The sequence below is a fragment of the Streptomyces sp. NPDC021100 genome, assembly GCF_044333095.1.
GTDB lineage: Bacteria > Actinomycetota > Actinomycetes > Streptomycetales > Streptomycetaceae > Streptomyces.
Genome location: NZ_JBIRQH010000011.1, coordinates 172,971 through 186,487, shown reverse-complemented (window position 1 = coordinate 186,487; position 13,517 = coordinate 172,971). Strand labels below are relative to the sequence as shown.

At 72.5% G+C, this 13,517-nt stretch carries 8 protein-coding genes; 2 read left to right on the top strand and 6 right to left on the bottom strand.

Annotated elements, in window-relative coordinates:
• Positions 1-24: 24 nt before the first annotated feature.
• The 5 genes from ACH4PU_RS21145 to ACH4PU_RS21125 form a co-directional block, all read right to left on the bottom strand.
• Positions 25-1,917 (bottom strand): branched-chain amino acid ABC transporter permease, encoded by a 1,893-nt coding sequence (locus ACH4PU_RS21145; RefSeq protein WP_398274014.1) that lies wholly within the window; start codon positions 1,915-1,917, stop codon positions 25-27.
• A gap of 59 nt (positions 1,918-1,976) precedes the next feature.
• A complete protein-coding gene (locus ACH4PU_RS21140) occupies positions 1,977-2,906 on the bottom strand; it encodes a branched-chain amino acid ABC transporter permease (RefSeq protein ID WP_398274011.1) in 930 nt (309 codons plus the stop codon).
• Between the two features lie 226 nt (positions 2,907-3,132).
• Entirely contained in the window at positions 3,133-4,356 is a 1,224-nt protein-coding gene (locus ACH4PU_RS21135; RefSeq protein ID WP_398274180.1) for a branched-chain amino acid ABC transporter substrate-binding protein, read from the bottom strand.
• A 296-nt stretch (positions 4,357-4,652) separates the two neighbouring features.
• A complete protein-coding gene (locus tag ACH4PU_RS21130; RefSeq protein WP_398274008.1) occupies positions 4,653-5,120 on the bottom strand; it encodes a PaaI family thioesterase in 468 nt (155 codons plus the stop codon).
• Positions 5,121-5,213: 93 nt separating this feature from the next.
• Positions 5,214-7,508 (bottom strand): FdhF/YdeP family oxidoreductase, encoded by a 2,295-nt coding sequence (locus ACH4PU_RS21125; protein ID WP_398274005.1) that lies wholly within the window; start codon positions 7,506-7,508, stop codon positions 5,214-5,216.
• A 129-nt stretch (positions 7,509-7,637) separates the two neighbouring features.
• Here ACH4PU_RS21125 and polA point away from each other — a divergent pair, with 129 nt between their 5' ends.
• Together polA and ACH4PU_RS21115 are read left to right on the top strand one after the other, a co-directional pair.
• Complete coding sequence (gene polA / locus ACH4PU_RS21120; RefSeq protein ID WP_398274002.1) at positions 7,638-10,490, top strand: DNA polymerase I; 2,853 nt, start codon at positions 7,638-7,640, stop codon at positions 10,488-10,490.
• A gap of 214 nt (positions 10,491-10,704) precedes the next feature.
• Positions 10,705-10,896 carry a hypothetical protein gene (locus ACH4PU_RS21115; RefSeq protein ID WP_004953055.1) on the top strand — a complete coding sequence of 64 codons (192 nt, stop codon included), beginning with the start codon at positions 10,705-10,707 and terminating at the stop codon, positions 10,894-10,896.
• 19 nt (positions 10,897-10,915) lie between these two features.
• Here the strand turns inward: ACH4PU_RS21115 and hrpB are convergent, their stop codons facing one another.
• Positions 10,916-13,453 carry an ATP-dependent helicase HrpB gene (hrpB, locus tag ACH4PU_RS21110; protein ID WP_398273997.1) on the bottom strand — a complete coding sequence of 846 codons (2,538 nt, stop codon included), beginning with the start codon at positions 13,451-13,453 and terminating at the stop codon, positions 10,916-10,918.
• Between the last annotated feature and the right edge of the window lie 64 nt (positions 13,454-13,517).

Below are 13,517 nucleotides of genomic sequence, written 5' to 3'. Positions count from 1 at the left end.
CGGGGGCCCTGGTGGTCACGGTGGTTACGCCTCCGCTCGGGTGAGGGTCGCGGTGTCGGGGGCGGCGTCGTCGTGGAATTCGAGCTGTTTCCGGCGGTCGGCGACGAGGCCCTCGGGGCGGAAGCGCATCAGGAGGATGAGGGCGACTCCGAAGAGCAGGAGTTGGTAGTCCTGCATGAAGTCCATTTTGTTCGGGATGAGGTAGAGGAGGGCGGCGCCGACGAGGGGGCCGGTGATGGTGCCCATGCCGCCGAGGATGACGGCGGCGAGGAGGAAGGCGGAGTTGGGTGGGACGGTTCCGGCGAACTGGTACTGGTCGGGGGTGGCGGTGGTGATGACGTGGGCCTGGACGGTACCGGCGAGGCCGGCGAGCGCGGCGCCGAGGGCGAAGGCCAGGAGTTTAAGGCGGAAGGCGTTGATTCCCATGGCGGTGGCGGCCGTCTCGTCCTCGCGGATGGCGATCCAGGCGCGGCCGATGCGGGAGGCGGCGGCGCGGCGGAAGACGAGGACGACGGCGATGGTGGCGAGGAGCATGAGGAGGTAGTAGTTGCCGAAGCGGCCGATGGGGGTGCCCAGGAGGTCGTGGGTGTCGCCGAAGTCGAAGCCGCCGACGGCGAGATCGGGGATGTTGGGGATGCCCATGGCGCCGTTGGTGATGTCGGGGCCGGTCTTTCCGTTGAGGTTGAGCATGGTGATGCGGAAGATCTCGCCGAAGCCGAGAGTGACGATGGCGAGGTAGTCGCCGCGGAGACGGAGGGTGGGGGCGCCGATGAGGACGCCGAAGACGAGGGAGGTCCCGATGCCGGAGAGGACGGCCGCCCAGAACGGGAAGTGGACGCCGGCGGCGGATTCGGGGGAGCCGGAGACGAGGGCCGCGGTGTAGGCGCCGACGCCGAGGAAGGCGACGTAGCCGAGGTCGAGGAGGCCGGCGAGGCCGACGACGACGTTGAGGCCCAGGGCGACGGTGGCGAAGATGAGGATGCTGGTGGCCAGGTTGGTGTAGGTATCGCTGGTGAGGGTGAGGGGGAAGGCCGCGGCGGCGACGAAGGCGGCGGTGAGGGCGATGGTGCGGTGCCGGGCCGTGAGGGTGCTGAGGCGGGTGGTGAGGCCGGAGCGGCCGACGGCGGCGAGCCCGGCGCCGGCGAGCAGCAGGTAGCCGACGAAGAGTTCGCCGTATTCGGCTTCGATGCCGTAGGTGAAGAGGCCGAGGCCGAGGGCGAAGGCGGTGGCGATGAGGAGGATGTCGGCCCAGGCGGGGAGCGGGGTGGGGGCGGGGGTACGGCCGGGGGTGAGGGTGTGGCGGAAGCGGTGCCAGGGGTTGGCGGGGGCGGTGTGCTCCGGGCGGTCGGTGCCGGTTCCGTGATCCCTGCCGTCCCTGCTGCCCCCGCTGTCGCTGCTATCCCCGCCGTCTCCGTTGTCCGCGTCGTCCGCGCCGTCCGCGCCGTCTGTGCCTTCGACGCTCTCCATGCACTCCACGTCGGCCGGGTAGGGCCGCGCCGGGGGCAGGGCGAGGGCGCCGAGGACGGCGGCGAGGGTCGCGCCGCCGGCCAGGAAGCCGCCGGGTTCGAGGTTGACGAGGCCGCCGAGGTCGGTGGTGATGGCGCCGAGCGTGTACCAGGTGGCGGCGAAGGTGCCGAGGGCCAGGAGGAGGGTGGGGGCCGTGGTGCCCGAGGGGGCGAGCCAGCGCAGTCCGCGGATGCCGTAGCCGGCCAGGACGTGCAGCAGGGTGAGGGCGGCGCCGGCGAGGGTGATGTTCTGGAGGCCACCGGGATAGCCGGTGACGGTGAGGTTGCCGGGGAACGAGGTGGTCCAAGTCCAGGCGAGGAAGGTGGAGACGATCGCGAGGAGCGCTCCCGCACCCGTGACCAGGCGGGCGGCCGCCGGGGGCAGCGGGATCGTGGCGGGTGGCGAGGGCATGGCGGAGGCCGTGGCGGACGGTCGTCCTCCGTCGGTACGGCGGTGGAGGCGCACGGTCATCACGCCCGATCCGCGACGCGTTCGCCGAGCAGGCCCTGGGGCCTGAGCAGCAGGACGAGGATGAGGAGGACGAAGGCCCAGACGTCCTTCCAGGAGCCGCCGCCGAACTGGGACATGCCGGGGATCTCCTCGATGTAGCCGGTGGCGAGGGCTTCCGCGACGCCGAGGACGACGCCGCCCAGCATGGCGCCGTAGATGTTGCCGATGCCGCCGAGGACGGCCGCGGTGAAGGCTTTGAGGCCGGTGATGAAGCCCATGCGGAAGTCCACCTGTCCGTATTTGAGGCCGTGGGCGACGGCGGCGACGGCGGCGAAGGTGGCGCCGATGGCGAAGGCGATGACGATGATGCGGTCGGTGTTGATGCCCATGAGCTTCGCGGTGTCGGGGTCCTGGGCGGTGGCCTGCATGCCGCGGCCGGTGCGGGTCCTGGCGACGAAGAGGCCGAGGGCGAGCATGCACAGCGGGGCGGCGATCAGCAGGAAGACCTCGCCGCGCTGCACCGTGGCACCGAGGATCTTGAAGGACTCGCCCTTGAACTGGGGGAACACCCTGGCCTTCTTGGCGTCGGGGTACCACTTCCAGACGGCCTGTTGGAGGGCGATGGAGAGGCCGATGGCGGTGATGAGCGGGGCGAGGCGCGGGGCGCTGCGCAGGGGCCGGTAGGCGAAGCGTTCGGCGGCCACGGCGATGGCGACGGCGGCGGCGATGCCGCCGAGGATCATGAGGGGGAGTGCCAGGAGCAGCGCGGTGCCGTCGGGGAGGGCGAGGTGGACGGTGAGGGCGCCGAAGCCGCCGACCATGAAGATCTCGCCGTGGGCGAAGTTGATGAGTTGGACGATGCCGTAGACCATCGTGTACCCGATCGCGATGAGGCCGTACATCGCGCCGAGGATGAGTCCGTTGGCCAGCTGTTGCGGCAGTTCGTGCACCGCCGGGCCTCCGTGGGATGAGACGTGCGGGGGACATGCGCGGGAAGGGGGTGCGGGTGGCCGACGCGGGCCGGTGGGTCCGCGCCGGGGTGGTGGGCGCACGGCGAGGGTGGGGAGTGCCGGGAAAATCGTTTCGGCGTAAGTGATCCGGCGTACGTGATCCGGTGCGGGCGGTCCGGTGTGAGCGGTTCGGCGCAAGAGGCAGGCCGGTCGGCGTCGGGTTGGGTCAGCGCTTGAACTCGGCGCTGTGGCGGGCCTTCCAGGTGTTCCCCTCGACCTGGTAGGCGGTGATCATGGTGTTGGTGGTGTCGCCGTACTTGTCGAAGGAGACGGTTCCGGTGACGCCGTCGAACTTGACCTTGTTGAGGGCCTCGACGACCTTGGCGCGGGCGCCGTCGGGGAGTTTGCCGCCGTTGTCGGCGACGACGGCCTTGACGGCCTGGATGATGGCCCAGGTGGCGTCGTAGGTGGAGCCGCCGTACGCCTCGTAGCGGTCCTTGTAGCCCGCGGCTTTGTAGTCGGCGATGAACTTCTTGGCGGAGTCGAGTTCTTCGACGGGTTTGCCGACGGAGGTGGCGTAGTCGCCGGCGGACTTCTTGTTGAGTTTGATGTAGTCGGCGCTGTACATGCCGTCGCCGCCCATGAGGGGGGCTTTGACGCCGCTCTCCTTGAGCTGCTGGCTCAGGGGTGCGGCGGCCGGGTATTCGCCGCCGTAGAAGACGAGGTCGGCTCCGGAGCTCTTGGCCTTGGAGACGATGGCCTTGAAGTCGCGGTCCTCGGGGTTGACGTGTTCGGTGCCGGCGATCTTTCCGCCGAGTGCGGTGAACTGGGTGGAGAAGGCGGCCGCGAGGCCGACGCCGTAGGTCTTCTGGTCGTCGATGACGTAGGCGTTTTTGGCCTTGATCTGATCGTGGGCGTATTTTCCGCCGAAGGCGCCCTGGACCTCGTCGGTGGTGGCGGTACGGAAATAGGTGGTGAACTGCCGCTTGCGCTGGTCCTGTTTCCAGTCCTTGCCCTGGGTGAGGTCGGGGGTGGTGTTGGCCGGGGAGATGAGGGCCACGGTGTTGGACTGGGCGACCTGCTGCATGGACTGGGCGACGCTGGAGTTCAGGGGGCCGACGATGCCGACGACCTTCTTGTCGCCGGCGAGTTTGGTGGCGTTCTGCTGTCCGGAGGTGGGCTGGGCCTGGTCGTCCAGCGCGGACAGTTCGAAGGTGACGCCGGGGACTTCGTTGCTCTTGTTGGCGTTGGTGACGGCGAGGTGGGCGGAGTTCTTGATGCCCTGGCCCAGGGCGGAGAGATCACCGGTCAGGGGGGCGTCGAGGCCGATCACCACGGTGGTCTTCTTGCCACCCTTGTCGCCGTTGTCGCTCCCTTTGTCGTCGTCGCGTGATCCGCAGGCGCTCAGGGTCAGAGCCCCGGCGGTGAGTGCGGTGGTGAGCAGGAGCAGGGGACGGTGTCGCACGGTGGGTCCTTTCCCTGGCGCGGCGGCTTCGCTGAGGTGCTGGTGCCGTGTCGCTCGCCGGGCAAGGACGAAGGAGGGAACGGGTGCGAACCGCCCGGCGGGGTGGCGGATGGCCGTGACTGTAAGGGCTGGGTGACCGGCCGGGGCAGAGGTGCCGGGCAGGATGTGACTGTCTTGTTATGCCGGAGATCACATTCCGCAAGTGAGGATCCGGATCGGCCGGGCCGGGGTTCGCCGGGTGGCCGTGGAGGGCTCAACGGCCCTCCACGGGCCGGGACTTGTCAGGCGGACGTCTGCGGGTTGTCGCGGATGACGCAGGTGAGGCGGGCGGAGCAGACGCGCTTGCCCTGCTCGTCGGTGACGGCGATCTCGTAGGTGGCGCTGGTGCGCCCGCGGTGCACGGGGGTGGCGACGCCGGTGACGAGGCCGGAGCGGAGCCCGCGGTGGTGGGTGCAGTTGAGGTCGACGCCGACGGCGATCCGCGTGGGGCCGCCGTGCAGCATGGCGCCGACGGAGCCGAGCGTCTCGGCGAGCACGGCGGAGGCGCCGCCGTGGAGCAGCCCGTACGGCTGGGTGTTGCCCTCGACCGGCATGGTGCCGACGACGCGGTCGGGGGACGCCTCGACGACGCGGACGCCCATGCGCTCGCCGAGGTGGCCCGCCGAGAAGAGGGCGGGCAGGTCCAGGCCGCTGCCGGCCCAGGCGTCGAGGATCTCCTGCGGAAAGACGGTCCGGCTCTGTTCGCCCATGCTTCTCGGCTCCCCTGGTGCTCGTGGCGTACGTGAGGTGCACGTGACTTCAGGTGTGCCAAGCGCCTGAAGTAAATGCGTAGACGTTTGTTATCAGGTGGTGCTCACGGGGTGCTCGGTGGGTTCGAGCCGGATGACGACGGACTTGCTCGCGGGGGTGTTGCTCTGGTCCGCGGTGTGGTCGAGCGGCACCAGGACGTTGGTCTCGGGGTAGTAGGCGGCGGCGCAGCCGCGTGCCGTCGGGTAGTGGACGACGCGGAAGCCGGGGGCGCGCCGTTCGGTGCCGTCCGTCCATTCGCCGACGAGGTCGGCGTACGCGCCGTCGGCGAGCCCGTGGTCGCGGGCGTCGTCGGGGTGGAGGAGGACGACGCGGCGGCCGTTCTTGATGCCGCGGTAGCGGTCGTCGAGGCCGTAGATGGTGGTGTTGTACTGGTCGTGGGAGCGGATGGTCTGGAGGAGCAGACGGCCTTCCGGGACGTGCGGGAACTCGACGGGCGCGGCGGTGAAGTTGGCCTTCCCGGTGGTGGTGGGGAAGGTGCGGGAATCGCGGGGCGCGTGGGGCAGGGTGAAGCCGCCGGGGCGGGCGACGCGGGTGTTGAAGTCCTCGAAGCCGGGGATCACGCGGGCGATGCGGTCGCGGATGGCGTCGTAGTCCTCCTCGAAGCGCTCCCACGGGGTGGTGGAGGCGGTGCCGAGGACGGCGCGGGCCAGGCGGCAGACGATGGCGGGTTCGGAGAGCAGGTGCGGGCTCGCGGGGTCGAGGCGGCCGCGGGAGGCGTGGACCATGCCCATGGAGTCCTCGACGGTGACGAACTGGTCGCCACCGCGCTGCCGGTCGCGTTCGGTGCGGCCGAGGGTGGGCAGGATGAGGGCCCGCGCGCCGGTGATCACGTGCGAGCGGTTGAGCTTGGTGGAGACGTGGACCGTGAGGCGGGCGCGGCGGACGGCCGCTTCGGTGACGTCGGTGTCGGGGGTGGCGGAGACGAAGTTGCCGCCCATGGCGAGGAAGACCTTGGCCTGTCCGTCGCGGAGCGCCCGGATGGCGCGGACCACGTCGAGGCCGTGCTCGCGGGGCGGAGCGAAGCCGAACTCCTTCTCCAGGGCGTCGAGGAAGGCGGGGGCGGGGCGCTCGAAGATGCCCATGGTGCGGTCGCCCTGGACGTTGCTGTGGCCGCGGACCGGGCAGACGCCGGCGCCGGGGCGGCCGATCGCGCCGCGCAGCAGCAGGAGGTTGACGATCTCCTTGATGGTGACGACGGCGTGCTTGTGCTGGGTGAGACCCATGGCCCAGCAGACGACGGTGCGTTCCGAGGCGAGGACCATGCGCAGGGCCGCCAGGATCTCCTCCCGGGCCAGGCCGGTGGCGCGCAGGGTCTCGTCCCAGTCGGCGGTGCGGGCGAGGGCGGCGAACTCCTCGTAGCCGTGGGTGTGCTCGCGGACGAAGCCCTCGTCGACGGCGCCCTCGGTCTCCAGGACCAGCCGGTTGAGGAGGCGGAAGAGGGCCTGGTCGCCGCCGAGCCGGATCTTGAGGAAGAGGTCGGTGAGGGGGGTGCCGGAGCCGGCGAGGCCGCGCGCGTTCTGCGGGTTCTTGAACCGTTCGAGACCCGCCTCGGGCAGCGGGTTGACGGTCATGATCTTCGTGCCGCCGCGCTTGGCCTTCTCCAGGGCGGAGAGCATCCGGGGGTGGTTGGTGCCCGGGTTCTGCCCGGCGACGATGATCAGGTCGGCCTTGTAGAGGTCCTCCAGCAGGACGCTGCCCTTGCCGACGCCGAGGGTGTCGGTGAGGGCCGAGCCGGAGGACTCGTGGCACATGTTGGAGCAGTCGGGCAGGTTGTTGGTGCCGAACTCGCGGGCGAACAACTGGTAGAGGAACGCGGCCTCGTTGCTGGTGCGCCCGGAGGTGTAGAAGACGGCCTCGTCGGGCGACTCCAGGGCCCGCAGCTCGTCGGCGATGATGCCGAAGGCCCGCTCCCAGCTGACCGGCTCGTAGTGGTCCGCGCCCTCCGCGAGGTACATGGGACGGGTGAGGCGGCCTTGCTGGCCGAGCCAGTAGCCGCTGCGGCCGGCGAGGTCCGCGACCGAGTGGGCGGCGAAGAAGGCGGGGGTGATCCGCCGGAGCGTGGCCTCCTCGGCGACGGCCTTGGCGCCGTTCTCGCAGAACTCCGCGGTGTGCCGCTTGTCCGGCTCGGGCCAGGCGCAGCCCGGGCAGTCGAACCCGTCCTTCTGGTTGACCTTGAGCAGGGTGAGCGCGGTGCGCCGGACGCCCATCTGCCGCTGGGCGGCGCGCAGCGAGTGGCCGATGGCGGTGAGGCCCGCCGCGGCGTGCTGCGGGGCGGTGACCTCGGGGGCGTCCTGGACGGGGTCGCCGGTCGGTGGTTTGCCTGCCATGTCGTTCCCCCTGAGCGGTGAGGCGGTCGCGTGGAGTGCTGTTGGTGACGATCCTGTCACGGGGGTCGGACAGCCGGGGCGGCGGCGGTGTGGCGGGGATTGTCAGTGGGTCGTGGCAGGATCGGGGGCGTGGCAGCAAAGGCATCGAAATCACCGTCCGACGCGACCGAGCCGACCGGCCCCGAGGCCGTGGGGGGAGGTACGGGAGGCCGCCCCCGCCTGCTCTTGATGGACGGGCACTCCATGGCCTACCGGGCGTTCTTCGCGCTGCCCGCGGAGAACTTCACGACCTCCGGCGGCCAGCCGACGAACGCGGTGTACGGCTTCGCGTCGATGCTCGCGAACACCCTGCGTGACGAGAGCCCCACGCACTTCGCGGTGGCGTTCGACGTGTCGCGCAAGACGTGGCGTTCCGAGGAGTACGCGGAGTACAAGGCGACCCGGTCCAAGACCCCCGACGAGTTCAAGGGGCAGGTGGAGCTGATCGGCGAGCTGCTGGACCACATGCGGGTGCCGCGTTTCGCCGTCGACGGGTACGAGGCGGACGACGTCATCGCCACCCTGGCGGTCCAGGCCGAGGCCCAGGGCTTCGAGGTGTCGATCGTCACCGGCGACCGGGATTCGTTCCAGCTGGTCAGCGACGCCGTCACGGTGCTGTACCCGACCAAGGGCGTCTCGGAGCTGACCCGCTTCACGCCGGAGAAGGTCCAGGAGAAGTACGGCCTCTCGCCCGCCCAGTACCCGGACTTCGCGGCGCTGCGCGGCGACCCGTCGGACAATCTGCCGGGCATCCCGGGCGTCGGCGAGAAGACCGCCGCGAAGTGGATCAACCAGTTCGGTTCGTTCGCGGAGCTGGTGGAGCGGGCCGACGAGGTCAAGGGCAAGGCCGGGCAGAACCTGCGGGAGCACCTGGAGGCGGTCAAGCTCAACCGCCGCCTCACCGAGATGGTGCGCGACGTCGAGCTGTCGACGGGCCCGGAGGGCCTGGTCCGGGAGGCGTACGACCTCAGCGCGCTCGGCGAGCTGCTGGACCGGCTGGAGATCCGCAACCGGAGCCTGCGCGACCGGCTGTGGGGCACGGACCCGGCCGCGGTCGTCGAGGAGGCGGCCGAGGAGCTGGAGATCGAGCTGGACGGCCGCATGCTGGGGCAGGGCGAGCTGGCCGGCTGGCTGGCCGACATCCCGGCGGACGTGCCGGCCGCCGTGGTCGCCGGCTACGACTGGAAGCTCGGCACGGGCGACGTCCACGAGGTGGCGCTGGCCCTGCCGGACGACCGCGCGTGCTGGTTCGTCCCGCAGGAGCTGTCCGAGGACGACGACCGGGCGTTCGCCGCCTGGCTCGCCGACGCGGACCGCCCCAAGGTGCTGCACATGGGCAAGCGCGTCGTCCGCGTCTTCGCCGAGCGCGGCTGGCGGGTCGAGGGCGTCACCATGGACACCGCCGTCGCCGCCTACCTGGACGAGCCGGGCTCCCGGCCCTTCGAGACGGATCCACTCAACCGCCACCGGCAGAAGCGGGCCGGCAAGGTCCGCGTCAACAAGGGCAAGCGCCAGCTCACCGAGCTGGAGGTGCTGGTCGAGGACAAGCTCGGCCGGACCCTCCCGCGCGTCGACCCCGACAAGGCCGAGGCCGGCCAGCAGGCGTTCGACTTCGACGGCACGGCCGACAAGGAAGCGGCCGAGAAGCTGATGGTCGAAGGCCGCGCGGTCCTCGACCTGGGCGTCTTCTACGAGCGGAAGCTCGCCGGGACGGGCGCGCTGGAGCTCATGCGCGACCTGGAGCTCCCGGTCGGCGATCTGCTCGTCGCCATGGAGCGCGAGGGCATCGCCGTCGACCGGGCCCGCCTGGAGCGGCTGTCCGAGGAGTACCTGGGCGAGATCGAGCAGGCCGTCGCCGAGGCGCACCGCGCCGCCGGCCGCGAGTTCAACCTCTCCTCGCCCAAGCAGCTCCAGGAGATCCTCTTCGAGGAACTCGGCCTGCCCAAGACCAAGAAGATCAAGACCGGTTACACCACCGACGCCGACGCGCTGGCCTGGCTCGCCGCCCAGACGGAGAACGAGCTGCCGGTCGTCCTGCTGCGCCACCGCGACCGGGCCAAGCTCAAGACCACCGTCGACGGCCTGATCAACAACCTGGCGGCGGACGGCCGGATCCACACCACCTTCAACCAGATGGTGGCCGCCACCGGCCGGCTCTCCTCCACCGACCCCAACCTGCAGAACATCCCGGTGCGCACCGGCGACGGCAGCCGCATCCGCCGCTGCTTCGTGGTCGGCGAGGGCTTCGAGTCGCTGATGACGGCCGACTACAGCCAGATCGAACTGCGCGTCATGGCCCACCTGTCGGAGGACGAGGGCCTCATCGAGGCGTTCACCTCCGGCGAGGACCTGCACACCACGGTCGCGTCGCAGGTCTTCGGCGTGGCCAAGGCCGACGTCGACCCGGAGATGCGCCGCAAGATCAAGGCCATGTCGTACGGGCTCGCCTACGGCCTGTCCGCGTTCGGCCTCTCGCAGCAGCTCGGGATCTCCCCGGGCGAGGCGGGCGGCCTGATGGACACCTACTTCGAGCGGTTCGGCGGGGTGCGCGACTACCTGCGCCGGGTCGTCGAGGAGGCCCGCGCCACCGGCTACACCGAGACCATGCTCGGCCGCCGCCGCTACCTGCCCGACCTCAACAGCGACAACCGCCAGCGGCGGGAGATGGCGGAGCGGATGGCGCTCAACGCGCCGATCCAGGGCACCGCCGCCGACATCGTCAAGGTCGCCATGCTGCGGGTGGCCGAGGCTCTGGAGAAGGAGAAGCTGGCCACCCGGATGCTGCTCCAGGTGCATGACGAAATCGTGCTGGAGGTGGCCCCGGGCGAGCGGGAGAAGGTGGAGGAGCTGGTGCGCCGGGAGATGGCCGGGGCCACGAGCCTGCGGGCCCCGCTCGACGTGTCGGTGGGCGTCGGCGGCGACTGGGAGTCCGCCGCCCACTGAGCCGCCCGGCGAGAGCCGCCGCGCACCCGCCGACCGCGTAGGCCGTCGGCGGGTGCGCGCGTTTCCGGAGGCGCGCCGGGCCGGTGTTTCCGGAGAGACCTAAGTTTTTTCCGGGAGATCGGTGTGCGAACGCCCCTTCCGTGTCACACGATGGAGGGAAACCCGAACGGCCGGTCCCCCGCGGAGGGGGACCGCGGAGCAGAGGAGGCTCGCCGTGAAGGAGAGTCCCGAGGACGCGTCCACGGCATCAGCGCCGCAGCGGCTCTACACCGGGAGTGAGCGACCCTTCGACCCCGAGGACCTGGTCATGGCCTCGGGGCACGACGTCACTCCGGAACGGGTGGAGGCCGCCCGGCGGCACATCGAGGAGAAGGGCGCGGCGGCGCTGGAACGCTATCTGCCCTGACCGGCCCCGCCCGGCGCCCTCACCGGCGCCGGGCGTTCGCCCGCCGCGTGGGCTCCGCCGTCGACGGGTCCTCCGGCCAGGGGTGCCGCGGATAGCGGCCCCGCAGCTCGGCCCGGACCGCCCGGTAGCCGTCGCGCCAGAACGAGGCCAGGTCCGCCGTGACCGCCGCCGGGCGCCCGGCCGGTGACAGCAGGTGGACGAGGACGGGCACCCGCCCGCCGGCCACCGTCGGCGTCCGCTGCCAGCCGAACAGCTCCTGCAGCTTGACGGCCAGCACCGGCCGCCCGCTTCCGTAGTCCACGCGGATCCGCGACCCGCTGGGCACCTCGATCCGCTCCGGGGCCAGCTCGGCCAGCCGGGCCGCCTCCCCGCCCGCCCACGGAAGCAGCCGTTCCAAAGCGGCCCGGGCGTCCACCCGTTCCAGATCCGCGCGGCGCCGCGCGGCGTCCAGCTCCGGGCCCAGCCACGCCTCGGGGTCCCCCAGCAGTGCCTCGTCGGAGACGTCCGGCCAGGGCGCGCCCAGTTCGCGGTGGAGGAACGCGAGCCGCTCCCGCAGTCCGGTCGCCTCCGGATTCCAGCGCAGCAGCCCCGGCCCCTCGGCCCGCAGCCCCTCCACCAGGGCCGCGCGGAGGAGACCGCGGCCGGGGGAGGAGAGCGGCCGGGAGGCCAGCTCCACCGCGCCCAGCCGGGCCACGCGCCGGGCCACCACGTCACCGCGCTCCGCCGACCAGCACACCTCCTCCGCCTCGGCGAACAGCGCCCCGGCGGTCGCCCGGGCCGTGTGCTCGTCGATCACCGCGCCCAGCCGCACCCGCGCCGACGCCGAGGTGACCGGCCGGTCGGCCACGGCCACCGCCAGCCACGGCGCGCTGCGCAGCCGCGAACCGTCGCCCAGGACGGCACCGGTCCCCGACACCATCAGGAACGCCCCCTCGCCGCGCGCCCGCGCCACCCGCTCGGGGAACGCCAGCGCGGCGACCAGGCCCGCGGCGGCGTCGTCGGTGAGCGCACCCCCGGCATCCCCGGCCTTCTCCCCGGCGACACCGCGCAGGGCCGACTCCAGCCGCCGCGCCTCCGCCCGCCAGCGGGCGGCATAGGCGTCACCACCCCGGCGCGCGGCCCGCCAGACGGCCGCCAGGTCGTCGCCGTACGCGCGCGGCGGCTCCTCGCTCAACAGCGCCACGATCTCCGCCGTGCGCCGCGCCCCCACCTCGGCGGCGCCGTCCAGCAGGGCCCGGGCCAGCCGCGGGTGCACGCCCAGCCGGGCCATCCGGTGCCCGCGCGCGGTGGGGCGCCCGTCCGCGTCCACGGCGCCCGTGGCCGTCAGCACGGCGCGCGCGGCGGCCAGTGCGCCGGTGGGCGGTGGGTCCAGCAGCGCCAGCCCGCTCGCGTCCGGATCACCCCAGCAGGCCGCCTGGAGCGCGAACCCCGCCAGGTCGGCGACGAGGATCTCCGGCGCCGGGAACGCGGCCAGCCGCGTCTCGTCGGCCTCGGCCCAGCAGCGGTAGACGGTCCCCGGGGCCTCACGCCCCGCGCGCCCCGCCCGCTGCCGGCCGGCGGCCCGCGACGCCCGGACGGTGGCCAGCGCGCTCAGCCCGCGCGCGTGGTCCGTCCGCGGCTCCCGGGCCAGCCCGGAATCCACCACCACGCGGACGCCGGGCACGGTCAGGCTCGACTCCGCCACCGAGGTCGCCAGCACCACCCGCCGCGTCCCCGCCCCGCCCGCCAGAACCGCCTCCTGCACCGCCGCCGGAGCCCGTCCGTGCACCTGGAGAACCTCCGCCCCCAGCTCCGCCGGCCCGCCCAGCAGCCCCGCCACCCGGGCGATCTCGCCGACACCGGGCAGGAAACACAGCACGTCGCCCGCCCGCTCCCGCAGCGCCCGCCGCACCACCCCGGCCACGTGCTCCAGCAGCACCGGGTCCACGCGTGTCCCGTGCGGCGGCCGCACCGCCCGCTCCGGCGGCGCCCACACCGTCTCCACCGGGTGCGACACGCCTTCGGCGGTCACCACCGGCGCGTCACCGAGCAGCCGCGCCCAGCCCTCGGCGTCCGTCGTCGCCGACGCGGCGACCAGCCGCAGCTCCGGCCGCAGCGCGGCCCGCACGTCCAGCAGGAACGCCGCCGCCGTGTCGGCGTCCAGATGCCGCTCGTGGCACTCGTCGAGCACCACCACGTCGACCCCGGAGAGCTCCTGGTCGCGCTGGAGCCGCTGCAGCAGCACACCCGTCGTCACCACCTCCACGACGGTCCCGGGCCCCACCCTGCGCTCGCCGCGCACCGTGAACCCCACCCGGCCCCCGGCCTCCTCGCCCAGCAGCCACGCCATGCGCCGCGCCGCCGCGCGGGCGGCGATCCGCCGCGGCTCGGCCACCAGGACCCGCCGGACCGGGCCCTCCGGCCCTACGAGCCCCGCCAGGACCAGCGGCACCAGCGTCGTCTTGCCCGTGCCGGGCGGCGCGCAGAGCACGGCGGTGCCGTGCCCGTCCAGGGCGGAGACGAGCGCGGGCAGCGCACCGCGGACGGGAAGCCGGTCGAGGACGTCGGTACGGATCACGCGCACCAGTGTCGCCGACCCTTCGGAAACGGACGGATCCGCACCCCGACCACGCCATTCCGGC

Excerpts from the sequence above, each read along its gene's own strand:
- ACH4PU_RS21130 (WP_398274008.1), bottom strand. The coding sequence starts at position 5,120 with ATGGGCGAACAGAGCCGGACCGTCTTTCCGCAGGAGATCCTCGACGCC.
- ACH4PU_RS21145 (WP_398274014.1), bottom strand. The coding sequence starts at position 1,917 with ATGCCCTCGCCACCCGCCACGATCCCGCTGCCCCCGGCGGCCGCCCGC.
- ACH4PU_RS21125 (WP_398274005.1), bottom strand. The coding sequence starts at position 7,508 with ATGGCAGGCAAACCACCGACCGGCGACCCCGTCCAGGACGCCCCCGAG.